The 22,974-nt window shown below is 70.1% G+C and carries 22 protein-coding genes; 9 read left to right on the top strand and 13 right to left on the bottom strand.

Annotated features, from left to right (window positions below; all coding sequences use genetic code 11):
• Positions 1-14: 14 nt before the first annotated feature.
• Positions 15-1,196 carry a DNA topoisomerase subunit B gene (locus tag ACVTJA_RS41965; RefSeq protein ID WP_465829097.1) on the top strand — a complete coding sequence of 394 codons (1,182 nt, stop codon included), beginning with the start codon at positions 15-17 and terminating at the stop codon, positions 1,194-1,196.
• 56 nt (positions 1,197-1,252) lie between these two features.
• Here the strand turns inward: ACVTJA_RS41965 and ACVTJA_RS41960 are convergent, their stop codons facing one another.
• The gene (locus ACVTJA_RS41960; RefSeq protein WP_465829095.1) at positions 1,253-3,577 is read right to left on the bottom strand and encodes a S8 family serine peptidase; all 2,325 of its coding nucleotides are present in this window, start codon (positions 3,575-3,577) and stop codon (positions 1,253-1,255) included.
• A 189-nt stretch (positions 3,578-3,766) separates the two neighbouring features.
• On the opposite strand from ACVTJA_RS41960, the gene ACVTJA_RS41955 reads away from it, so the two are divergent.
• Complete coding sequence (locus ACVTJA_RS41955; protein ID WP_465829094.1) at positions 3,767-4,240, top strand: AAA family ATPase; 474 nt, start codon at positions 3,767-3,769, stop codon at positions 4,238-4,240.
• Positions 4,227-4,997, top strand: coding sequence for a tRNA(His) guanylyltransferase Thg1 family protein (locus ACVTJA_RS41950; protein ID WP_465829093.1), 771 nt, complete (start codon positions 4,227-4,229; stop codon positions 4,995-4,997). The genes ACVTJA_RS41955 and ACVTJA_RS41950 overlap by 14 nt, the downstream gene beginning before the upstream one ends.
• A gap of 18 nt (positions 4,998-5,015) precedes the next feature.
• Here the strand turns inward: ACVTJA_RS41950 and ACVTJA_RS41945 are convergent, their stop codons facing one another.
• The 8 genes from ACVTJA_RS41945 to ACVTJA_RS41910 form a co-directional block, all read right to left on the bottom strand.
• Positions 5,016-5,891: a transglutaminase-like domain-containing protein gene (locus tag ACVTJA_RS41945; RefSeq protein ID WP_465829092.1), complete on the bottom strand. Its 876-nt coding sequence runs from the start codon at positions 5,889-5,891 to the stop codon at positions 5,016-5,018.
• 20 nt (positions 5,892-5,911) lie between these two features.
• A complete protein-coding gene (locus ACVTJA_RS41940) occupies positions 5,912-6,454 on the bottom strand; it encodes a DUF350 domain-containing protein (protein WP_465829090.1) in 543 nt (180 codons plus the stop codon).
• Between the two features lie 52 nt (positions 6,455-6,506).
• Positions 6,507-7,115 (bottom strand): CAP domain-containing protein, encoded by a 609-nt coding sequence (locus tag ACVTJA_RS41935; RefSeq protein WP_465829088.1) that lies wholly within the window; start codon positions 7,113-7,115, stop codon positions 6,507-6,509.
• 256 nt (positions 7,116-7,371) lie between these two features.
• On the bottom strand, positions 7,372-7,758 hold the full coding sequence (locus ACVTJA_RS41930) for a DUF779 domain-containing protein (RefSeq protein ID WP_465829086.1): 387 nt from the start codon (positions 7,756-7,758) through the stop codon (positions 7,372-7,374).
• Positions 7,758-9,278, bottom strand: a complete 1,521-nt coding sequence (gene adh / locus ACVTJA_RS41925; protein ID WP_465829084.1) for an aldehyde dehydrogenase — start codon at positions 9,276-9,278, stop codon at positions 7,758-7,760. The genes ACVTJA_RS41930 and adh overlap by 1 nt, the downstream gene beginning before the upstream one ends.
• A gap of 209 nt (positions 9,279-9,487) precedes the next feature.
• Positions 9,488-11,572, bottom strand: a complete 2,085-nt coding sequence (locus ACVTJA_RS41920; protein WP_465829082.1) for a sigma-54-dependent Fis family transcriptional regulator — start codon at positions 11,570-11,572, stop codon at positions 9,488-9,490.
• 35 nt (positions 11,573-11,607) lie between these two features.
• Positions 11,608-12,780 carry a hypothetical protein gene (locus tag ACVTJA_RS41915; RefSeq protein WP_465829080.1) on the bottom strand — a complete coding sequence of 391 codons (1,173 nt, stop codon included), beginning with the start codon at positions 12,778-12,780 and terminating at the stop codon, positions 11,608-11,610.
• 18 nt (positions 12,781-12,798) lie between these two features.
• The gene (locus ACVTJA_RS41910) at positions 12,799-13,521 is read right to left on the bottom strand and encodes a helix-turn-helix domain-containing protein (protein WP_465829079.1); all 723 of its coding nucleotides are present in this window, start codon (positions 13,519-13,521) and stop codon (positions 12,799-12,801) included.
• Positions 13,522-13,788: 267 nt separating this feature from the next.
• Between ACVTJA_RS41910 and ACVTJA_RS41905 the strand changes: the two genes are divergently transcribed.
• On the top strand, positions 13,789-15,078 hold the full coding sequence (locus tag ACVTJA_RS41905) for an MFS transporter (RefSeq protein ID WP_465829077.1): 1,290 nt from the start codon (positions 13,789-13,791) through the stop codon (positions 15,076-15,078).
• Here the strand turns inward: ACVTJA_RS41905 and ACVTJA_RS41900 are convergent.
• The 3 genes from ACVTJA_RS41900 to ACVTJA_RS41890 are packed head-to-tail and all read right to left on the bottom strand — an operon-like array spanning position 15,056 to position 17,521.
• Positions 15,056-15,553 (bottom strand): nuclear transport factor 2 family protein, encoded by a 498-nt coding sequence (locus ACVTJA_RS41900; protein ID WP_465829076.1) that lies wholly within the window; start codon positions 15,551-15,553, stop codon positions 15,056-15,058. The two genes, ACVTJA_RS41905 and ACVTJA_RS41900, sit on opposite strands and share 23 nt — an antisense overlap.
• A gap of 47 nt (positions 15,554-15,600) precedes the next feature.
• Positions 15,601-16,599, bottom strand: a complete 999-nt coding sequence (locus ACVTJA_RS41895; RefSeq protein WP_465829074.1) for a phosphatase PAP2 family protein — start codon at positions 16,597-16,599, stop codon at positions 15,601-15,603.
• Entirely contained in the window at positions 16,592-17,521 is a 930-nt protein-coding gene (locus ACVTJA_RS41890; protein WP_465829072.1) for a fatty acid desaturase family protein, read from the bottom strand. Before ACVTJA_RS41890 ends, ACVTJA_RS41895 begins: the two co-directional genes overlap by 8 nt.
• 77 nt (positions 17,522-17,598) lie before the next feature.
• On the opposite strand from ACVTJA_RS41890, the gene ACVTJA_RS41885 reads away from it, so the two are divergent.
• The 3 genes from ACVTJA_RS41885 to ACVTJA_RS41875 are packed head-to-tail and all read left to right on the top strand — an operon-like array spanning position 17,599 to position 20,167.
• On the top strand, positions 17,599-18,579 hold the full coding sequence (locus tag ACVTJA_RS41885; protein ID WP_465829070.1) for a DUF3419 family protein: 981 nt from the start codon (positions 17,599-17,601) through the stop codon (positions 18,577-18,579).
• Entirely contained in the window at positions 18,576-19,496 is a 921-nt protein-coding gene (locus ACVTJA_RS41880) for a GNAT family N-acetyltransferase (RefSeq protein ID WP_465829068.1), read from the top strand. Before ACVTJA_RS41885 ends, ACVTJA_RS41880 begins: the two co-directional genes overlap by 4 nt.
• Positions 19,466-20,167 carry a TenA family transcriptional regulator gene (locus tag ACVTJA_RS41875; protein WP_465829067.1) on the top strand — a complete coding sequence of 234 codons (702 nt, stop codon included), beginning with the start codon at positions 19,466-19,468 and terminating at the stop codon, positions 20,165-20,167. Before ACVTJA_RS41880 ends, ACVTJA_RS41875 begins: the two co-directional genes overlap by 31 nt.
• 8 nt (positions 20,168-20,175) lie before the next feature.
• Here ACVTJA_RS41875 and ACVTJA_RS41870 read toward each other — a convergent pair whose 3' ends face one another.
• A complete protein-coding gene (locus ACVTJA_RS41870; RefSeq protein ID WP_465829066.1) occupies positions 20,176-20,826 on the bottom strand; it encodes a tetratricopeptide repeat protein in 651 nt (216 codons plus the stop codon).
• A gap of 75 nt (positions 20,827-20,901) precedes the next feature.
• Between ACVTJA_RS41870 and ACVTJA_RS41865 the strand changes: the two genes are divergently transcribed.
• Both ACVTJA_RS41865 and ACVTJA_RS41860 read left to right on the top strand, forming a co-directional pair.
• On the top strand, positions 20,902-21,528 hold the full coding sequence (locus tag ACVTJA_RS41865) for a YigZ family protein (RefSeq protein ID WP_465829065.1): 627 nt from the start codon (positions 20,902-20,904) through the stop codon (positions 21,526-21,528).
• Positions 21,529-21,561: 33 nt separating this feature from the next.
• A complete protein-coding gene (locus ACVTJA_RS41860; protein WP_465829063.1) occupies positions 21,562-22,896 on the top strand; it encodes a replication-associated recombination protein A in 1,335 nt (444 codons plus the stop codon).
• Positions 22,897-22,974 lie beyond the last annotated feature (78 nt).

Raw genomic sequence — 22,974 nt, 5'->3', positions numbered from 1 at the left:
ACAGAGGGATACGGGTGACTGAGAGCTACAGCTACGGGGCGTCCGACATCGTCGAGCTCGACTTCGTCCAGGCCGTGCGCAAGCGGCCGGGGATGTACGTCGGGGACAATGGCGCCGCTGGGCTGCACCGCCTCGTCTACTCCATGCTGGACGCCGTCTACTCGGACGCACGGCGGGGCGCGTGCCGGGACTTCACGCTGGAGGTTGGCGCGGATGGCGCCCTCACCCTCGTCTCCACCGGCCGCTTCTCGTCCCCCGCGGAGCTGGCCGAGGTGGTGAGGGGACGAGGCATGGGGCAACGGACGCCGCTGGGGCCCGAGTGGGGCCGGGACAGCATGCTCGATGATTGGGGCTGGGGCGCCTGCATGCCCATCGCCCTCGCGCTCTCGTCCCGCTACGAGGTGGACACGTGGGATGGAGCACACCAGTGGCACCTGTCCGGAGTCGAGGGCCGTCCCGTGGGGGAGTCCCGGGAGGTCCAGCCGGCGGAGCCGCTTCCCATCGCCGCCGAGAAAGTCATCCGCATCCGCCTCGTCCCTGACGCCACCCTCTTCGAGACGACGACCTTCGATGCGGAGAAGCTCTCGCACCGTTGCCGCGAAGTGGCGTTCCTGGCCTCCGGAGTGAGGGCCCTCTTCACGGACCGCCGGACGGGGGAGAGCACGCGGCTGCACTACGCCGGAGGGCTTGCCGAGCGGCTCCTGGAGCTCATCGGGGATGCGCCACGCCTCCACCCCGAGCCGCTGTCCTTCGACGCCGAGTGGGAGGACTCCCGCGTCCGGTGCGCGCTCCAGTGGTGCGAAGGCGAAGGATGCAGTGTCTGGTCCTACTACTACGCGGAGCGCATGGACAGTCGCAGGCGTCGCGCTCACGTGGACGGCGTCGTCATGGCTCTTCGCGCGGCCCTGGCAGACCTCTCGGGCAAGCAGGCAGTCTTCTTCTCCAGGCCACGGCTCGCACTCGGTCTCCGGGCCGTCATCTCCGCGGACGGCGCGGAGAACCGGATGCTCTTTGCGCCGCAGACGATGGAACGTCTCGCCACCGATGTCTTGATGAGGACCACGGTGCGCGACCAGTTGCGCCCCCGTGTGGTGAATGCCCTGCACGGGCACCCGCTGACGCCCTGGCTCCTGGAGCACGGGCGCAGCCGGCCTCGACCCGCCGTCGTGTCGAGGCGTCGGCGGCCACGCGACTGAAATAAACGGGGCCGGTGCCCCTGCCCGGAATGCACCGGCCCCGCTTCACATCAAAGCTAGAAAATCTTTCCGCCGCTCACGATGAGGCCGTAGTCGGCGTCGATGGCGGTCGTCTCAGGGCGCGCGTCCTGGACGAGCTCGTCCGCCAGCACCTCCACGGTCCACGTGCCGGCCGCGGGATTGGCGAGGAAGACGTTCTCCACCGTGTCCAGCTTGTTGGACACGCCACCCGACGTGGACACGTTGCCCGCCGTCAGGCCGTTGTTGCCCCAGTAGATGACGCCAGAGGGAGACGTCACGCGCAGGGACAAGTCGTTGATGCGCGCCTGCGCGGCGCCCACGGTGCCGGCGGGGTCCGTGTACACCAGGGTGACGTTGAGCTCCGTCTGTCCGGTGGCCACGCTGACGTTGTACGTCTTCTTCGACAGCGGCGTGAGCACGTCCGTCTCGTTGATGATGCTCGTCACCGCCGCGCGGTCATACAGGCGCTTCACGTCCGCAGTGCCCCAGCCCTGCTTGTACCGGTCCAGGTCGCCGTTGGTGCCGCCCGCCGGCCAGTTGTAGCGGTACGCCATGTTGATCATCAGCGCCTTCGCGGTGGCCATCTGCGGGCGGCTCGCGAAGACGTCCGTGCCGCCGCCGAAGCCGCTCCACACGCCGTTGTGCCACATCTGGAACAGGAGCCCGAAGTGGCCCGCCGTCTGCGGCGTGGCCGCGCTGGTGCCGCTGAAGTTGTAGTACGACGTGTTGCTCGTGTTGTTGGCCGAGCGGATGGCGTCGTAGAAGTACGCGAGGTCCGGCTTGATGCGGCCGTCCGCCGCCGGGCCGATGCTCGCGCCGCCGTTCCAGCGGTCATCCGCGCGGTTGGTGTTGTCGTAGTGGTACATGCCACCCACGGAGACGATGTTCTTCGCCCACGCCTGCGGCCGCGAGTTGCGCGTGCCCGAGTTGCTCTGCGACTGCGTGCTCAGGATGGGGTACTTGAGCAGGTAGTCATCCACCTCGGCGGAGATGGTGGTGTACGTGGTGCCCAGCGCGCTGCCCACGCTCGACGTCTGGAACACCGCGCGGTACGCGCCGGCCGGGTCCGTCAGCTCGCGGTTGATGTCGTAGCGGGACTTGGTGCCGCCGAACTGCGTGGACTCGCTGTAGAGGAAGAAGATGCCCTGGCCCGAGGGCAGCAGGCCTCGCGCGTTGGTGTCCACGCCCCGGGCGAAGTTGATGCTGTAGCACGAGGTGCCGTGGGCGCTGCCCGCGCTGGACGTGCTGTGGATGATGGGCGCGTTGGCCCACTCCTGGTGCGTGGTGCGCAGCTCGGTGTCGAAGATTTCGCCGCGCACGCCCTGGCCCGTCCAGCCCTTCAGCGTCTCCAGCGCGGCGGCGCCGCCAATGGCGCGCACGTTGTTCATGTCCACCTCGCCGGGCCCGCCCCAGCGGTCGATGAACTGCACCGCGTTGGAGCGCACCAGCCGCTCGAGCTGCGGCTGGGTGAGCGTGGCCTCCACGCGCCAGCCGCCCGGCTCCACGAGCTCCACGGTGCCGCCCAGCCTGCGCACCAGGTCCGCCACCTCCGCCTGCCGCGCCGCCCCGTTCTCACCCACCATGATGGAGTAGCGCTGCGGCTCCAGGCGCGCTGAGCGGCCGAGCAGCGACTCACGCAGCGGCGCCTCCACGCGGTACTCCGGATGGTACGGGCCCACCCACCGCACGTAGGGCAGCTCCGCCACGCGCTTGTGCGCGCTCGCGTCCAGCTCCACCAGGAAGGTGTGGTCCGTCAGGAAGCGCAGCACCTTGCCGCCCGAGGCTTCAATCGCCGCGCGGAACTCCGGCAGCGGCGTGCCCTGGAACTGGACCAGCTCCAGGGTGTTGTCCGGGTCCGCGGAGAGCAGCCCCGTCACCAGCGGCATGGCGCCGCGCAGCGGGTCGAACCGCGTGCCCTCCAGGCGGATGAAGTAGCTCGTGGGCTGCACGCGGCCCATGAGCTCCGTGCCGCCGCGGCTGTAGGCGAAGAAGTCCTGGCGCACGCCGTCCGCGCCCTCCTCCTCCCACGTGTGGAGCTGCACCGCCGTGGCAGGCACGTCCACCGTGCGCAGGGAGCGCACCGCCGCGTCCGTGCGGTGGAAGACGCGCCCCGCGCCGGTGACGAGCGCGAAGCGGCCCTCGGTGCGGCCCTCGTAGCCCGCGACGAGGCCGGCCTTCGCCACCGCGGCCGACTCCACGAGCCGCGCCTGCCCGAGTGCTTCCGAGGCGCGCGCCACGCCGGGCCGTGCGTCCGGCTGCCGTGCGGCGAGCGCCGGCAGTGGAACAGTCATGCCCCAGCCCAGGGCCAGGACGGTGAGCGGGCGCCAGCAATCCGAGTACGGCGAGAAGGGAAGCTTCATCTCGGTGTCTCCTCTGCAGCGGGTGGCAACAGCATCGGGAAACAAGGAAAACGAGATGACTTAGATAATTCAGATATTCACGGAGAGTCAATTCGCCCCCCAGGTAGATGACATCCGCGCGTGCCGGTGCCACTCCATGGGGAGGGGCGTCAGAGGTTGGAGTGGCGTCGCGTCGGAAGGGGCTCCGCCATGGAACTGGTCCTCTTCATCGGTCTGCAGGGCTCTGGGAAGAGCAGCTTCCAACGGCAGCGCTTCGCGGACACGCACGTGCTGGTGAGCAAGGACCAGTGGCCTCACGCGCGCCGGAAGGAGGCGAGGCAGCGGCGGTACATCGCCGAGGCGCTCGCGGCGGGGCGCTCGGTGGTGGTGGACAACACCAACCCGTCGCCCGAGGAGCGCGCGCCCCTCATCGCCCTGGGGCGCGAGCACGGCGCGCGCGTCGTCGGCTACTACTTCGCGTCGGACCTGAAGCGGTGCCTGGAGCGCAACGCGCAACGGCAGGGACGGGCGAGGGTGCCGGACGTGGCGCTGTTCGCCACGGTGAAGAAGCTGACGCGGCCGAGCCGCGCCGAGGGCTTCGATGCGCTGTACCACGTGACATTGACGGAGGAAGGCGACTTCCGCGTCGAGGAATGGAAGGAGGAGGCCGATGGAACCGGATGAGCTGGCGAACCGAATGCGACAGGGGGAGGTATTCCACGGCCTGCGCCTGCTGCCGGGCGCGTGGACGGTGCTGCGCGTGGACGGCCGGGGCTTCTCGCGCTTCACCGGCGAGCGCTTCGAGAAGCCGTTCGACCCGGCCTTCCACCAGTTGATGGTGCGCACCGCCGGCGCGCTGCTGGAGGACCTGCAGGGCATCTACGCGTACACGCAGAGCGACGAAATCTCCGTCCTCTTCCGGCCGGAGTGGTCGCTGTTCGACCGCTCCATGGAGAAGCTCGTCTCGCTGTCGGCGGGCCTCGCCAGCGCCACCTTCACGCACGCGGCGGGCGTGCCGGCCATGTTCGACGGCCGCGCGTGGCTGGGCACCAACGTGCGCGCGGTGCTGGACTACTTCCAGTGGAGGCAGTCGGACGGCACCCGGTGCGCGCTGCACGGCTGGTGCTACTGGACGCTGCGCAAGGAGGGCCGCACGGCGACGCAGGCCACGCGCGAGCTGGACGGGCGCAACGTGGGCTACAAGAACGAGTTGCTCTTCCAGCGCGGCATCAACTTCAACGAGGTGCCGCTCTGGCAGCGCCGGGGCTCCGCCATCTACTGGGAGCAGTACATGAAGGAGGGCGTGGACCCGCGCAACGGCCAGCGCACGCAGACGTCGCGGCGGCGGCTCAAGGTGGACTCGGAGCTCCCGATGAAGGAGGCCTACGAGGGCTACCTGCGTGACATCCTCGCCGCGTCCGAGCCCACGCCCGAGACGTGACGGAGGGCACGGCGGCCTCTAGCCCGCCGTGCCCGGCTTCTCGTCGAGCGGCAGCACCTTCCACAGCAGGGGCTTGTCGTACTGCGGGGGAATCATCCCCAGCGGCCAGCCCTCGGCGGTGACTTCCGCGTACTGGTAGCTGCGCCCACCGAACCGCAGGCGGGTGCCGTTGCCGGGCAGCCCCACGCCCACCGCCGCGTGCGACAGCGGGTCCGAGTAGAGCAGCACCGCGTCGATGCCGGCCTGCCGAAGCAGCATCACCGCCAGCAACGCCTTGGAGTCGCAGTCGCCCCTGTCCTCCGCGGGCACCAGCGCCGGAGGCACGACGCCGAAGGGCTCGTCCGCGGGCAGCTCGTAGTGGATGCGCTGCACGAAGCCGAGGATGAGCTGCGCGGCCTGCGAGGCGTCCAGTCCGCGCTCGCGGATGGAGGTGACGAAGCGCTCGCCCAGCGCGCGCACCGGCTCCGCGTTGGTGCGCATCAACTCTTCGTAGATGCAGCGCATGTCAGCGGTGCACCCGACCGGGGCGTTGTAGGTGAAGCGCTCGGGGCCCAGCGAGCGGTAGCGCAGCCGGCGGCCCAGCGCGGCGTGCTCCTCCTCCAGCTCCAACATCAGGTCCGTGCCCAGCCCGTAGGCCAGGGAGTGCTGCGGGGGGCTGATGTTCTCCGCCTTCCACTCGTAGTTGCGCGCACGCTGCGGCGGCGTGCCGGAGGGAAGCAGCACCGCGCCCAGGTCCACCACGCGCACGCTGCTCGGGAAGCCGGGCAGCGGCGCGCGCACGTCCAGCTCCGCCAACCGCCCGAGCATGCCCAGCCCGCAGCAGCAGAAACAGCTCCCGAAGGCGATGACCGCGAGCAGCACCTTGAGGAGCGTCTTCGTGGAGCCGGAGGCCATGGCCGCGCCCTCCCGTTCCGTCACGCGGGCGCGCGCAGCGTCCCCTCGGGGAGCTGCGGGAAGGGGATGAGGCCGTTGAGCGCCGCCTGGAGCCCCGGCGCCGTCAGGAGCGCGAGCACCACCAGGATGGCGGAGAGGATGAGCGCGGCGGCGACGTTGCCCTTGCGCACCTCGGCGAGCTCGTCGATGCCGGGCGTCATCCTGTCGTACAGCAGGACGCCCATGGCCAGCACCGCCACGCCCACGCCCAGGGACAGGCCCACGTGCAGCACCGCGACGGCGAGCAGCTTGCCCACCATCAGCGGTTGGAAGGGCGGGGTGCGCACGGTGAGGTCCACCGCGTCCGACGTGGCCTGCACCGCGTGCTGCACCAGCAGGCCCAGCGACAGCAGGCTCGCGGCGTGGACGACGCCGGCGGCGGTGTTCCCCTGGCGCAATTCCTCCACGGGGTTGGTGCCGAGGATGCGGCTCAGGCCGCGCAGCCCGAGCCAGATACCCAGCGCGGCGACGAGGCCGCCGAAGACCACTTTGACGAGGCCGACGAGCAGGAGGACGAGGTCCATAGCAGACGCGGCGCCCGGGGGGGCCGGACGCCGCGCCGCGGGACTCTACCGCTCAGGGCGTGCCGAAGTCCTGCGTCCAGTAGTGCTTGTAGGTGCTCGTCGACGACCAGGCGTAGCCGATGCCAATCTGGCGGAGGCCGGGGTTCATGATGTTGTTGCAGTGGCCGGTGCTGGACATCCAGCCATTCACCACGGCGGCGGCGGTGGAGTAGCCCGCCGCGACGTTCTCCGCGGCGCTCCGGTACGTGTAGCCCGCCGACGTCATCCGCTGCCACGGCGTGGTGCCGTCCGAGCCGGTGTGGCTCATGAAGTTGTTCGTCGCCATGTCGCGCGAGTGGTGGCGCGCGGCACAGCGCAGCCGCGTGTCCAGCGTGAGCGCGGGCGCGGGCGCCTTCGCCACGCCGCCACAGGTGGCACCCGCGGCCCGGCGCTGGTTGACGAGCGTGAGCACCTGCGACTCCAGGCTGGCCCAGTTGGTGTCCCACGTCGTCACGTCATCGCAGTACGCGAAGGAGGTGACGGCGTTGGACGGCTCGGAGGTCTCCACGGCGGGGACGAGCGCGCCCTCGCCCTGCTCGGTGGTGGCGGGAGTCTCGGGAGCACCGCAGCCGCCGAGGACGGCGGCACCCAGGAGGAACAGCGGAAGGGAGCGGGAGGCCATGTCGGTTCCTTTCGTGAGACGCATGAAGCGGCCCGCTTCGGGGGAAGCAGACCGCTCGCGCATCCTGCCTGCTCCTCTTCGGGAGTCGAGGGAGGACCTGACCAGGGCCCGCATGCCCGCGTGGTTCCGTCAGCCCACCCCATTGCAGCAGTAATTCAATATCTGCTTTTCGCTCCAGCGAGAGTGAAGACTTCCGGGACGCCAGCGCGCTGGGGGGAGAGAAGCGGGCGCGCTGACGTCCCGGTGCCGGCGGTGACTACTCCGGCGGTCCCCGCCTCGGTGGCGGGGCGTGCTTCATCTGCTCGTACTCCTCATCGGTGAAGACGCGGCTGCGGGTGAGGAAGCGCACGCCCAGCGGAGACTCCAGGCTGAAGCCCGCGCCGCGCCCCGGCACCACGTCGATGGTGAGGTGCGTGTGCTGCCAGTACTCGAATTGCGCGCCGCCGATGTAGACGGGGCAGCCCTCCACCTCGCCCAGGAAGACGTCCCGCTGGCCGATGCGGAACTCGCGCTGCGGGTAGCACATGGGCGCGCTGCCGTCGCAGCAGCCACCGGACTGGTGGAACATCAGCGGCCCATGCGCTTCGCGCAGTTGGCGGATGACGGCGGCGGCCTCGGGCGTCACCGCGACCCGTTCCACCATTAGAAGAAGCCCAGGGCCTTGGGGCTGTAGCTGACGAGCAGGTTCTTCGTCTGCTGGTAGTGGTCCAGCATCTTCTTGTGGTTCTCACGCCCGATGCCGGACTGCTTGTAGCCGCCGAAGGCCGCGTGCGCCGGGTAGAGGTGGTAGCAGTTGGTCCACACGCGGCCGGCCTCGATGGTGCGCCCGGCGCGGTAGGCCTGGTTGATGTCACGCGTCCACACGCCGGCGCCCAGGCCGTACAGCGTCTCGTTGGCGATGCGCATGGCGTCGTCGAAGTCCTTGAACGTCGTGACGCTCACCACGGGCCCGAAGATCTCCTCCTGGAAGATGCGCATCTTGTTGTGGCCCTGGAAGACGGTGGGCGTCACGTAGTAGCCGTCCTTCAAGTCACCGGGCAGGTGCGCGCGCTCGCCGCCGGTGAGGACCTTGGCGCCCTCCTTCTTGCCGATGTCGATGTAGCCGAGAATCTTCTCGAGCTGGTCGCTGGACGCCTGCGCGCCGAGCATCGTCTCGGTGTCGAGCGGGTTGCCCGGCTTCACGCGCTTGACGCGCTCCAGGGCGCGCTCGATGAACTGGCCGTAGATGCGCTCGCTGATGAGACCGCGCGACGGGCAGGTGCACACCTCGCCCTGGTTGAGGGCGAACATGGCGAAGCCCTCGAGCGCCTTGTCGAAGAAGTCGTCGTCGTGGGCCATGACGTCGTCGAAGAAGATGTTCGGGCTCTTGCCGCCCAGCTCCAGCGTCACCGGGATGAGGTTCTCACTGGCGTACTGGAGGATGAGGCGGCCGGTGGTCGTCTCACCGGTGAAGGCCACCTTCGCCACGCGGTTGCTGCTGGCCAGGGGCTTGCCGGCCTCGATGCCGAAGCCATTGACGACGTTGAGCACGCCTTCCGGGAGGAGGTCCTGGATGAGCTCGGTGAGGACGAGGATGCCGACGGGCGTCTGCTCCGCGGGCTTGAGCACCACGCAGTTGCCCGCCGCCAGCGCCGGGGCGAGCTTCCACGCCGCCATCAGGATGGGGAAGTTCCAGGGGATGATTTGCGCCACCACGCCGAGCGGCTCGTGGAAGTGGTAGGCGACGGTGTCGGCGTCGAGCTCGCCCGCGGAGCCCTCCTGCGCGCGGATGCAGCCGGCGAAGTAGCGGAAGTGGTCGATGGCCAGCGGCAGGTCCGCGGCGAGCGTCTCGCGCACGGGCTTGCCGTTGTCCCACGTCTCCGCCACCGCGAGCATCTCCAGGTTCTGCTCCATGCGGTCCGCAATCTTGTTGAGGATGTTGGCGCGGACGGTGGGAGACGTGCGGCCCCACGAGAGGCGCGCGGCATGGGCGGCGTCGAGCGCCTTGTCGATGTCCTCGGAGGTGGAGCGGGCGACTTCACAGAAGGGCTGGCCGGTGACGGGGCTGATGTTCTGGAAGTACTGGCCACGGGCGGGTTCGACCCAGCGACCGCCGATGAAGTTCTGATAGCGGGCCTTGAACTTCACCTTCGAGCCGGGCTGATTCGGGGCGGCGTAGAGCATTGACGCACTCCTTCACGTGGGCTGCGGGTTGGGACGCCGCCGTCCCAGAGCAGCACGCGTGCCAGCAGCGCATGCACCGACGTCGCGGCGCGTCGTGTCCCGCTCTGCGACACTGTCGCGGACACAGGTGGAGCACGGCGCGACACAAGCGTCCCGTGGCCCGGCGCGTCACGGTGGACAATGCGAACGCGGTGCCGAGGTACCGCGCCTCACGAGCGGGGCGGCAGCGTGAGGCCGAAGCGCTCCACCATCCGGTACAGCGTGCTGCGGGCAATGCCCAGCCGGCGCGCGGCCTGCGCCACGTTGCCGCCGCTGCGTGCGAGCGCTTCCTGGATGGCGTGGGCTTCCAGCTCGCGCAGCGCACGTGGAGCGCCGTCGTCGGTCCTCGCGGGCGCGGCTGCCACGGGCTCCATGGGAGGGGGCGTGGAAGCAACTCCAGACGCGGCGGGCATCGGCCCCTTTCCCAGGTCGGGCGGCAGCGCATCCACGTCGAGCACCGGCGCACCTGCGGCCCTCACGAGCGCGAGTCGCAGCACCGTCTTCAACTCGCGCACGTTGCCGGGCCATCGATGCGCGGAAAGGCGCGCGAGCGCGGCGGGGGACAGCGTGGGCCGCACCTGGCCCGAGGCCTCCGCCAGTCCATCCAGAATCGCCTGTGCCAGCTCTCCGACGTCCGAGCGCTCCCTCAGCGGAGGCAGCCGCAGCATGGCTCCCTGGAGGCGGTAGTACAGGTCGGAGCGGAACGTGCCGGCACGCACCGCCGCATCGAGGTCCCGGCACGTGGCTCCGATGAGCCGAAAGCGCGAGTGCCGCACGCGCGACTCACCGACGCGCGAATAGCTCCCGTCCTCCAGCACGCGCAGCAGCAACACCTGGAGCGCCGGAGGCATCTCCGCGAGCTCATCGAGGAACAGCGTGCCGCCGTCCGCCGCCGCGAGCTTGCCGTCCGCGCCTCCCGAGCGTGCGCCCGTGAAGGCGCCCGGCGCGTGACCGAACAGCTCGCTCTCCAGCAACGAGGGAGACAGCGCTCCACAGTTGACGGCCACGAAGGGGCCCGAGGCTACCGTGCTCGCGGAGTGCAGGGCCCGCGCGAGCAGTTCCTTCCCGGTCCCCGTCTCCGATAGCAACAGCACCGGAAGCGGCGTCGGAGCGAAGCGTGCCGCCTCGCGCAGCGTGGCGCAGAGGTGCGGGTCACTCCCCTTGAGAGCGGCCCAGGGTCCGCTTTCCGGGAGCACGGCGGCGCGCGTTCCGCTTGCCGCCGCGGTTCTCGAATCGCTCGCGGGAGTTGCCGCGACCATCGGTGCCTCCACCGGCCGCGTCCGCGACACGAGCGGCTCCAGCCTCACGAGCACCGCGAGCGTCGCGCCACCGCCGCTCTCGCCCACCGCCTCCGCATGGACCCGCCATTGCGTGCCCCGCTCGGAGGGCCGTACCTCCAGCGATTCACCGCGCAGCGCCGCCACCTTCAACTCCTGCCACGACAGCCCGAGCACTCCATTCGTGCTCGTGGCCAATTCCTCACCGAGCAGCGTACGTGCCGCGCCGTTCGCATGGCGCACACGCCCCGGTGCCTCGACGATGAGCACCGGCCCATCCTCGCGAGCCAGCCGTGCCTCGAGCCCACCACGCGCGGCCGCCGCCACGCGCGCCCAGGCCACCTCGCGCAGGCGGGCCTCGGCCGCGTACGCCATGCTCACCACCGCCACCAGCACGAGCGGGTCCGCCGCGGTGGCCGGCCCCGTGACGTCCAGCACGCACACCAGCTCCCCGAAGGGGTCATGCACCGGGGCCGCGTAGCAGACGAGCCCATGGTGCCGCTGCGCATAGTGCGCGGGTCCGACCACGGCCACGGAGGAGGCCTCCGTCAGCGCGGTGCCGATGGCATTGGTGCCCCGAGACATCTCATCCCAGCGCGCGCCCTCGATGAGGCGCACCGCGTCCGCATGGTCCCTGAAGTCCCCGCCCGACGTGCGCGTGGCGAGGATGACGCCGTCCCGGTCCGCGAGCAGCGCCACACGTCCCGAGGGAAGAGGCGCCGCCGCGAGCACCTCCATCATTCCCCCGAGCTCGTGCCACACCGGCTCCAGCCGCGCGCGCCGCTCGACGAGGGCCTGATGTCCGACGCTGGGGCCTTCATCCGGCAGGCCCGTGCTCGGCGCGCCCAGCATGCGCGAGCGCTGCCAGCGCGTCAGGATGGGATGCAGCTCCGAGCGAGCACCTGCCTCGCGGTCGAGCGCACCGGCGAGGAACTGCTCCCAGAGGAGCGGGGAAGCGCTGAGGGTGAGCGTACCCAAGAGGTCCCATTATGCCGCCAGCCCTCGCGAGATGCTCACTGACGCAATGCGCCGTCTCGCGTCCAGAGTCGGTCGGCTGGCAGCTCCAGCACGGAGGCCGCGGACGCGTGCAGTGACTCGGGCGCCAGGCGTCCTTCCCGCGCGGCACGGCCCAGCCACTCCTGGATGGTTCCGCCGGTGCGCTCGTAGCCGTCGGCCTTGAGGAGCCCGTAGAGCCCGGCGGCCAGCACGTGCATGCCGTCATCGGCCTTGCGCCAGCGCTCGCGTGCCGGAACGGCGACACCGAGCCGCTCGTTGATGAGCTGTTCCAGCGCCTCGACGGTGTCCTCGTCGAAGAGGCCCTTGAGCGTGGTGTACCCGAAGCTTGGGTTGTGCTCCGCGATGATGCGGGCGAGCAACGTGTCCCGGCCCAGCACGTCCATCGCCGCGCGGGTGGAGGGATGCTCCGAGTCGAAGGGCGGGTGCAGGATTTCGTGGGCTGCAATCCGGATGACCACCTCGTTCGGGTACGTCTGGTGCGAAAGGAAGCGCTGGCCGATGACCTTGATGCCGTGCGGCTGGGAGAAGTGCAGCAGGTCGATGGTGATGTCCTGCTCGAGTCGGCGGCCCACCAGCCGCTCCTGCTCGGCGATGACGTCCACGCCGGCCAGCCGCTGGAGCAACGCCGCCGCGCGCTGCTCCACGCGGTCTCCGAGTACCTCCCGGCGGAACGCGGGGAAGCCGGCCGTCTCCAGCGCTTCGAGCACGTGGGCCAGCGCGGGACGGGACGCGAGAAGCCAGTCCCACGCCTCCTGCTCCCAGTAGGGGCTGGCACGGAAGCCGGGCAGCAGCTGCGTCTCGGCGCTGGCGAGCGAACTGCGCAGGTCCGAGAGCGTCTCCGTCGGCCCGGCGGAGAACACCACGCATAGGAACGGGCCCATCATCCGGTTCTGCTTCGCCGAGGACTCCTTGAGCTGCTGGAGCGTGCGGACGGCCTCGGGGGCGAAGCGAGGGAGGAAGCGCGCCAGCTCGTCGGCGTAGAAGCGCGTGTAGAAGGAGTCCCCGGTCAGGGGATTGAGGAAGCAGAGCGCGTCCATTCCCTCGCAGCCGCCGGCCTTCCAGCGGGTGCGAGGGGTGGCCGCCGGGGCTCGCGTGCCACGTGAGGTACAGCCCACCGAGGCGGCGAGGGGAAGGGTGAGCAGGGCGGAGAGGAGGTCGCGTCGGTTCATGACCTCCGGGTGTAGTCGCTAGCGGCGAGCTGCTCTTGAATCCAGTTGACCTTTGGGAGGGGACGCACGCCGGAGGGCCGCGGGCGTCCAGCCTGTGAGAGCGAGCACCTCGCGAGTCATGTGCGCCTGGTCGCTGAAGCCCAGCTCCAGGGCCACCTGCGCGAGCGGTGACGTCGAGCGGGGCAACCGCCGCCAGGCCTGGAGCGCGCGCACCTCGGCCCGGTAGCGCTTGGGCGAGACGCCATAGGCGCGCTTGAAGCCGCGAGTCACCGTCTCCACCGCGAGGCCCATCGCCTCCGCCCAGGCCGTCAGCCCCAGTGCGGGATTGTCGCGCAGCGCCGCCGCGAGCAGGTCCGGCCAGTCCCCGGGGCCGACGACAGGTGCCACCAGTGTCGAGGCGACGAGGTCCGCCGCCGCCGCCGGGTTCTTCTCGGCCAGCCTCACCACGGCGTCCACGTCGCGAAGCCGCCCCGCGGACAGCTCCGGCGCAGAGGAGGACAGCGGCAGGTTGAGGACGACGGCCCCGGTGGTGTCGAAGTGGTTCGCATGCGCCTCGAAGGCGCGGTGGAAGACCACGGTGCCCTCGCGCAGCCGGAAGCGGCCGGAGTCGCCCGCTTCGACATATCCGCCAGCGATGATGACGGCGGTGTACCCCGTTACGTGCCGGTGGCGCTCCAGCCGGGCTGCGGCCGGGAAGCGCTGCCGGGCTGCCGGCTCCATCGCTGTCTTCAGCTCGGACATCGCGGTCTCACAAGGCGGATGCAGTCGTTCCATCCTGTAACCTGGATACGGAGCGCGCGGGAGGGAGTCCAGTCCAATGTCGCGCGGTTCGCCACCGTGGGGCCCGCCATCGGGCTCATGGTGTGGCGGCGCAGGGGAAAGCCCACCTGGGCGGTCGAGGGACGTCTGCCCGAGAGTGCCGGCGCATCGCGATGGCAGGCGCTGGAGTGGCTCCGCTCGCTCGTCTACGGTGCGCGCCATTCTCGTAGTGAACCCGAGGAGGCGCGCATGACGGCTTCGGTCGAGGAGGAGGGAGCCGAGCCTCGAGCCTCACGCCTGCTGCTGCGCAACCGGGCCTTCCGCTCGCTGTGGACCGCGCGAGTCGTCTCCTTCACGGGAGACTCGCTCAGCCTCGTGGCGCTGATGCTCCATGTCGCCGGAACCACCGGGCAGGCGCTCGCGGTGTCGCTGCTGCTCCTCGTTGGAGACTTCGCTCCCGCGCTGCTGGGACCCCTCACCGGAGCCATCAGCGACCGGTTCGACCTCAAGCGGGTGATGGTTGCCTGCGAGCTCATCCAGGGCGTGCTCCTGCTGACGCTCGCGCTCTTCCTCCCGCCGCTGCCCGTGCTGCTGGCCCTGGTGGGACTGCGCGCGGTGGCCGGACATGTCTTCCAGCCCGCGTCCCGTTCCGCCGTGCCGGCGCTGGTGAAGGAGCGCGAGCTGGAGGTGGCGAACTCCACCCTCGGCTTCGGCACCAACGCCGCTGAAGCGCTGGGGCCCTTGGTGGCCGCGGCGCTGTTGCCACTCGTGGACATCCGGGGCGTGCTCCTCATCGACGCAGTGTCGTTCTTTCTCTCCGCGCTGATGCTGCTCCCGGTGCCTTCACTGCCTCCGGCCCCGAGTGGGGACCACGGCCCAGCGCCGTCGCTCTTGCGACAGGCGAGGCTGGGCCTCGGCTACATCTGGAGCGCTCCCGCCGTCCGCGTCATCGCGTTGGGCTTCTGCGCCGTCGTCGCGTTCAACGGCGTCGATGACGTGGCGCTGGTGGTGCTGGCGAAGGACACCTTCCACGCGGGGGACTCGGCGGTAGGGCTCCTGCTGGGCGCGGTCGGCGTCGGGTTGGTGTGCGGCTACGGGGTGCTGGCGCGCTACGGTGCTCGCGCGTCGATGCCGCTGCTGCTCGTCCTCGGCTTCGCCGTGAGCAGCGTGGGCAACCTGCTCACGGGCCTGGCCTGGGCCGTCTCCGCCGCGCTCGCGATGCAGACGGTGCGAGGGCTCGGCATCGCCGCGATGGACGTGGCCTGCAACACGCTGCTTCAGCGCGTGGTGCCGCCGGGAATGCTTGGCCGCGTCTTCGGCAATTTCTACGGCGCGATTGGCGTGGCCGCCGCGGTGTCCTATCTCGGCGGCGGCCTGCTGCTGGATGCCACCTCGGCTCCAGTGACGCTGATGGTCGCCGGAGCCGGAGGCGCGCTGGCCACGCTCGTGGTGGCGCTCACGCTGCCAGGCGCGTTGCGCAGGAGCCTGGCAGCGCGAGACGCCGGACCCGACGAGGTCAGACGAGTCGCTTCCCCTTGACGAACTCCGCGCCCAGCAGATTGCCGCGATGGTGGATGGGGTCCAGCAGCACCTTGCGAATCCTCCAGCCCTCGGCGGTCTTCTCCACGTCGTGCGTGTAGCGGATGACGAGCGTCCACTCCTGGGGCACGCCGTTCAGTGAGAAGAAGTGAGCGACGTCGGCGTAGGCCATCACCTGGGCCTCGGTGGCGCTCTTGAAGTGCGTCCGCACCGTGTTGGCCGTGGCGTGCTGGACGCGGGTGTACGGGGCGAGGGCATCGCTCCCCAGCTTGCCCATCTCTTCGCGGGCCAGGGTGATGGGCTCGCCGCCGAAGAGCCGGGTGTAGTCCGCTATCAACTGGGGCGTGAAACAATTCACCCAGCGATTCCAGTCTCCGGTGTCCTTGCCGAAGTCGATGGCCTGCCCGTACTCCGCAACCAGTTCCCGAACGGCAATCCAGTCCAGCACGTACTGCAGGTCCTGACCCTTGAACATGGTGTACCTCCCGTGAGGAGCCCGGAGCTTCCGACGAATCAGGGGCGCTATGGAAGGGAAGGGGGTTGCATGGACACCGGTGTGACAGGAGCAACACGGTTCCGGCGCTCGCGGATGCGCGGGTACACGGCGCGGAAGAAGGCGAACCACAGCACGCCCGCGAGCACGTCCACGGCGTAGTGGTAGCGCAGCACCAACGTGGACGACACGATGGCGAGCGCAACCGGTATCAGGACCTTGAAGCGCCGCGGATGCGCGAGCCGGTCATGCTCCAGCAACACGAGCGTGATGTACGTGTGCAGGCTCGGAAAGATGTCGTAGGCGGAAGAGCCGCCCGCCACCACGGCCGCGTTCAGCGAGGTGAGCCACCCGCCCTCGATGGGGATGGTGAACAGCGCGGGCCACGCCACCGCCGGTCCGAGTCCCGGCACGAGGTAGTAGCCCGCGATGCCCGGCACGTACGCGGAGAAGACGTGCACGAAGAAACGCTCCGCCCGCGCGCGAGGCCCGATGACGGCCCACGCCATCGCCAGGTGCAGGTACGCGTGGAAGGCGAGGTAGCTCGCGCTGAACACGTCATTCACCCACGGTCGGCTCCAGCGCTGGAGCCACACCGCCGGCGTGACGCCGAACAGGCGCTCGTCCCAGGCGAGCAGCACCGCGTCGTACGAAGGCAGCCCGAGCGCGGGCACCGTGTGCTTCACCGACGCGTAGAAGAAGAACGTCGCCGCATACGCGAGCAGCAGCCGCATGCGGAACGAATGGGAGAGGAGCCACCCCTGCCATACGCGGAACGTGTTGTCCGCGATGCGTGCCCGCTGCACGCCGGACGTGGTGCCCGCGGCATCGGCGAGGCGCACGCCCATCGCATGGGCAGCGCCGTCCAGCCGCGCGAGCAGCGCCACGCTGGCCACGAACAGCACCGTCGCCCCCAGCACCTGTGAGGTGACGGGCGAGCCGAAGCCCGCGACCAGCACGAGCGCCAGCGAGAGCACCGCGCCAAACGAGGCGAGCAGCACCTCGTGCAGGTACGGCCGCTCAGGCATCCGGCGTGCCGCTCGGCGCCGCGCGCACGAGCGAGCCGGTGACGACGCCGCGCACGAACGAGAAGTAGGACGGGATGAAGGGAGCCCTCTGGGCCAGCAATTCCGCGCGCAGCGCGCGGTGCAGCTCGGGGAGGTTGTACCAGGGCACGCGCGGGTACAGGTGGTGCTCGAGGTGGTAGTTCTCGTTGCACATGAAGAAGCGCGTCACCGGGTTGGACAGGATGGTGCGCGAGCCGCGGACCGGATGGTTGCTCTCCGGGAGGAACGTGTGCTGGCTCATGCCCCGGATGTTCACCAGCGTGTTGATGACCACCATGGGAATCACCCACGCGTGGAGCAGCACCGCCCCGGGTACGAAGGCCACGGCGAGCGCGGCGGACACCGCGAGCAGCGCCACCTCCAGCTCAATCCACCGGCGGTCGGAGGACGTGCCGTGCCGCCAGCCCAGGATGGGAATCATGGTGATGTAGGCGGGGTAGCCGAGCAGCAGCCGTCCCATGTGCATCGCCATCTCCAGCCAGCGGCGCCCGGTGTAGTTGCCGTAGTGGTCCGGGTCCTTCCCGCCGCCGAGGTCCACGTGGTGCCGCAGGTGGAGCACCTTGTACGCCGCGAAGTTCTGCAGCACGGGCAGCGCGCACAGCATGCCTCCGAGCCGGTTGAGCCACCTCCGCCGGGACAGGCTGCCGTGCACCGCCTCATGGGTGAACAGGCTGATGCCATGCAATGACGCCGCGGCGAGGACGTACAGCACCGCACGTAGGGGCCATGCGAGAGCAGGGTTCTCTCCCGCGAGCTGGACGGACAGCACCGCCGCGACGACGTAGAGCGCGAGGAAGAGCAGCAGCCGGGGAATGTGCCGCGCGTCGACCTGTTCCAGTGCACGCAACTGGGTGGATGTGAGGGCTTCTGTCGGCAACGGCATGAGCTGGTCCGGTGGGTTCGAAGATGCCATACAGTTGATGCAGCCGTCGATTGCACCTCCTGCCATTCATACCGCTCGTGAGCCCAACGCCGTCGCCGTACAGACTGAAGTTCGCTGTCGTTCGTGAAGACCCCGAGCTGGAGCTGGCGCTCATCGAACGCACGAAGGCCCGGGCCGTGCTCACGGTGGCCTCCGGTGGCTGCACCCTCCTCACGCTCGCTCGTCGCCACCCCGGGTTGGAGTTGGTCGGCTTCGACTTCAACCCGCGCCAGCTCGCGCACGTGCGGGAGAAGGCGGGCGCGCTCGGCACCGTTCCGTGGGTGCGCTTCAATATGGGCAGCGCGGACCCCGCGGGCCTGAACCAGCGCGGCGAGTTCGAGGGCCTCTTCCGCACGCTCCGTCACTTCATCGAGGAATTCGTCGCGCCCGCGCGGGAGCTGGCCGCCTTCTTCGAGCCGGCCACGCCTGGCGCGGATCGGCAAGCGATGCTCGCCCGCTGGTTCGCTTCGCCGTACTGGCCCGTGGCGTTCGAGCTCGCGCTCGCGGTGCCGTTCCTCCACGCCATGTTCGGTCCGGCGGCGACGCAGCACGCGAAGCCCGGCTCGTACCCCGGCTACTTCCAGTCCGTCTTCGAGCGGGGCCTGCGCCGCGAGGACGCCCCGCGCAACCCGTTCCTCCAGCACGTGCTGCTGGGCCTCTACCGCGTGGAGGACGCGCCGGAATACCTGCGTTCGGACCGGCCCGTGCCGCTCACGCTGGTGGAGGGCTCGCTGCCGGACGTGCCCGGGCTGGGGCGCTTCGACGTCATCTCGCTCTCCAACATCTTCGACTGGTCGGACGACGCGCTCGTCGCGAGCTGGGCGGGGCTGCTCGCCCGTGAGGCGCGGCCGGGCTGTGCGGTGCTCCTCCGGCAGCTCAACAACCAGCGCAACCTCCGGCGCTTCTTCGAGCCGGCCTTCGCGTTCGACGACGCGCTCGGAGCACAGTTGCTCGCCAGGGACCGCAGCCTCTTCTACGAGCGCATCGAGGTCGGCTTCCGCAAGGCCCCGGGCACATGAAGGACGTGCGCTTCGTCGTGGCGCGGCCGGACTCGCTCGCGCCCTATGTCGAGCGCCTGCGCCAGTTGGAGCAGGGCATCCTCTATCCGCTCGCCGACGGGGCGGACCACTTCTTCATCGACCACGGGCCGGAGTACCACCCGTTCTTCTCGTCCATGGGGGAGGCGTACTTCCTGCTCGCCCTGCGCGGTGACGAGCTGCTGGGCTCGGTGACAGGTGTGGCCCGGAAGGTCCATCGCGGTGAGCGCGCGCTGGACGCGCTCTACATCTGCGACCTCAAGCTGGCTCCGCACGCGCGCGGCACGGGGCTGTCGCGGCGGCTCATCCTCGAGGGGCTCCTGTATCTGTTCCGCATCCCCGCGCTGCGCCGCACGCGGTTCCTCTATGGCGCGGCGATGCGTGGCGCGCGCGGTGATGTGATGCGCACCGCGCGAGGGTGGAACCCGCTGCGGATGGGACGGCCGGCGAGCCGGCTCGCGCTCTACTTCGTTCCTCCTTCGAAGCTCGCGGCGCTGGAACCCCGGGGAGGGCCCGCGCGTCCATTGGGAGACGGGCTCTGCCTGGGGCCGGCCCCCGGGCGGAGGCTGGAAGGAGCGGGCTGGTGCAGCACGGCGGGTGCGAAGGACCTGCAGCGGCTGTCGACCCGGAGCCCCTGGCCGCTGGTCCACCTCGCCGCTCCGCCGAGCGCCTGGCTGCACGGCTGGGCGTCCTATCTGCGCACGTGTGGTGAGGAATGGGTGGCGCGGGGTACGGACGCGCTGGCCTGCTTCAGCATCGACGAGCGGTTGGAGGACCACGTCGGCTGGTTGCGCGGCGCGGGGCTCCCTCCCGACTCGGTGTGTACCGTCTATTCACTCGACCTCTCCTTTCCGATAGAGGCGCCAGCATGGGTGCACCTTCCCTCGTCCGAAATCTGAAGCTGCGCCAGCGCATCGCCGGGCTGAAGGCGGAGTGGAACGCCCTGGACGCGCCCTACCTGCGCTCGCTGCGGGACGGCTCCTTCGAGCGCGCGGACTTCGTGGAGACACAGGTCCAGTTCTTCGCCGCCGTCGCGCACTTCTCGCGGCCCATGGCCATCCTCGCGAGCCGGCTGCCCCGGCCGGAGCAGCGGCTGCCTTTGGTGGAGAACGTCTTCGACGAGCACGGGCGCGGCCACCTGGCGCACGGCCATGAGCGCACGTTCCGGCTGTTGCTGGAGCGGCTCGGCGTGGATGGGGCTCGCGTGGGCCGCGCGCCCTGGCCGGAGGTCCGTGCGTTCAACGCCGCGCTGACGGGGGTGGCGTCGTTCGACTCGACGCTCACGGGGCTCGCGGTGTTCGGCGTCATCGAGGACCTGTTCAGCGGCATCTCCCTGGAGCTGGGACGCGGCATCGTCTCGCGCGGCTGGCTGGAGGCCTCGCAGGTGGTGCACTACCCCACGCACGCGACGCTCGACGAGGAGCATGCGGACGGCTTCTACCGGCAGCTCGACGGGCCCTACGACGCGGACGCGCACACCGCGGAGGAAATCGAGCAGGGCCTCCTCCTGGGCGGGCACCTGTTCCTGAGTCTCTACGACGACCTGTACCGGGCGCGTGGCCGCGGGTAGCCGGGACGTCAGCGCCGCGTCATCACGGAGCGCAGCCAGCGCCACCCGGTCCCCAGGCCCGGAGAGATTCGCAGGAGCGTCCAGTGGAGCCGCGCGGCCCCGGGCCCCTGAGGTCCGCTGGCCAGCGGTTCGAGCAACGCCAGTGCCTCGGAGCGTTGGCCCTGGCGCGCGAGCAGCAGGGCCAGGTCCAGCTTGGGCTCGAACAGGTCGGGGTCGAGCGTCAGCGCTTCCTGCAGGAGGGTGATGGCCTCGCGCCGCTCATTCCGGCGGTTGAAGTGGAACCGTCCGCGAATCAACGCGCGGACGGCCTCGGCGCGGACTCCCTTGGAGAGATGGAGCTGGGACAACTGCCGCCAGAGGTCCACGCGGTGGGGAAGCGTGTCCGCGGCCTGCGCGTAGACGGCGATGGCCTTGTCCGCGAACCCCTTCTCCAGATGCCCCTGGGCCGCGGTTTGGAAGCTCTGAAGCGCGGCCTCGGGCTGGTTGGCCCGGGCCAGGAGCGGTGCCAGCTTGCCGTGGACGACGGGGTCCTTGGGCTCGAGCTCCAGCGCCTTGCGATAGCCCTCGATGGCCTTCTTGAGCCGGCCCTTGGAGCGCGCGAGGTCCGCCTCGGCGATGAGCTCGGAGCGAGTCCTGGGCGCTTTCCGTCCGAAGAGCATGGCGTCAGTCTACTGCGACAGTCTGGTAGGGCGTTGGCGCACGATGGGGATGTGCGAGAGTGCGGACACGCATCCATGGACGAGAAGCGCTACCCCATTCCGGCGGGGCTCCACCGGGTGGAGCAGGACATTCAGCGAAGCCGTTTCATCACCACTGCCGCTCCCGCACCGACGGTGGAAGAGGCGAAGGCCTTCATCGCCCGGGTGCGTGAGGAGTTCCCCGACGCGAACCACAACTGCTGGGCGTACGTCGTGGGGCCTCCCGGCTCGACGGCGCAGGTGGGCATGAGCGACGACGGCGAGCCCCACGGCACCGCGGGCCGGCCCATGCTCACCGCGCTGCTGCACGGCGGAGTCGGTGATGTGGCCGTGGTCGTCACGCGCTTCTTCGGCGGCACGTTGCTCGGGAAGGGCGGGCTGGTGCGCGCCTACACGGGCTGCGTGCAGCAGGCGCTGGAGAGCCTTCCCACCACCGAGCGTGTGCGCAAGGTCCGACTCTCCGTCGAGCTGGAGTACGCGAGCATCGACGGTGTGCGCAGGCTGCTGCCCGAGTACGAGGCCACGGTGGTGTCCGAGGAGTACGGGGCGACGGTGGGCTATCGCTTCGAACTGCCCGTGACCCGCGTGGACGCGTTCCGCACTGCGCTGACCGACCTGACCCAGGGGCAGGTGCTCCTCGGAGAGGTGGAGTCCGAAGGTTGACCGGGGGGCCCGCACGGTGGAGCCTCCGGAGCGATGAGCGCAGGTCCCGACCTCTTCTCCGCCTCCGTCGACATGAACCGCTTCGCACCGCTCGCGGAGCGGATGCGCCCGCGCACGCCCGATGAGTTCATCGGGCAGGCCCACCTGCTCGGCCCGGGTGCGCCGCTGCGCCAGCTCATGGAGCGGAAGTCGATTGTGTCGTCCCTCTTCTGGGGGCCGCCGGGCGTGGGCAAGACGACGCTCGCGAAGATGCTGGCGTCGAGCGTGGACGCGGAGTTCGTCATCCTCTCCGCAGTGTCCGACGGCATCCCCCGCATCCGCGAGGTGGTGGCCGAGGCGGAGCTCCAGCGCAACCGCTACTCGCGGCGCACGGTGCTCTTCGTCGACGAAATCCACCGCTGGGCGAAGAATGTCCAGGAGCAGGCGCTGCCCCACGTGGAGAGCGGGCTGCTCGTCCTGCTCGGCGCCACCACGGAGAACGTCAGCTTCGAGGTGCGGCCCGCGCTCATCAGCCGGTGCCGTGTCTTCCAGCTCAAGGAGCTCACGCTGGCGGACCTCCAGCGCGCGCTCACCCGTGCGCTCGCGGACGAGAAGCGCGGGCTCGGCACGCGGAAGCTGACGGTGAGCGAGGAGGCGCTGACGCTGTTGGCGAAGGGCGGCGCGGGTGACGTGCGCAAGGCGCTCGGCGCGCTGGAGCTGGCGGCGAACCTCACGTCCGACGGCGCGGAAATCACCGTGGAGACGGCGCGCGAGGCCGTGGGCACCAGCCTGTCGCGCCACGACAAGGACGGGGACGAGCACTTCGATTTGCTCAGCGCGCTCCAGAAGTCGTGCCGGGGCTCCAACGCGCAGGGGGCCATCTTCTGGGCGGCGAAGCTGCTCCAGACGGGCGACGTGGTGTCGCTGTGGCGCCGGCTGAAGGTGATTGCCGTGGAGGACGTGGGCATGGCGATGCCCGAGGCCATCACCATCGTCCGGGCGTGCGAGGAGGGGTTCCATTCCGTGGGCATGCCGGAGGGCCGGCTCTTCGTCGCGCACGCGGTGGTGACGTTGGCCACGGCGAAGAAGAGCAACCGCGCCTACCAGGCGATGAACGCCGCGATGGAGGCGCTGGAGCAGCACCCCAACGCCGCGCCGCCGTTGAGCCTCCGCAACGCGCCCACGGAGCTGATGAAGGACCTGGGCCACGGCAAGGGCTACCAGCCCCCGTGGAACTTCCCGAACCACTACGCGCCGGGGCAGACGTACCTGCCTCCGCCGCTGGAACGCTCCGTCTTCTACCGCCCGAGCAAGGAAGGCTACGAGGCCGAGGTCCACGAGCGCATGACGCAGTGGTGGCGCGAGGACAAGGCGGCGAAGGGGGAGTAGCTCTGGGGGCCGTGGACCGGGGATGCCTTCTTTGAAGAGTCGTGCGCGCTACGCTCGCGTCTGATGGCGGCGGAGGCT

The organism is Pyxidicoccus sp. M6, from assembly GCF_055568925.1.
This window is presented reverse-complemented; position numbering and strand designations above follow the sequence as displayed.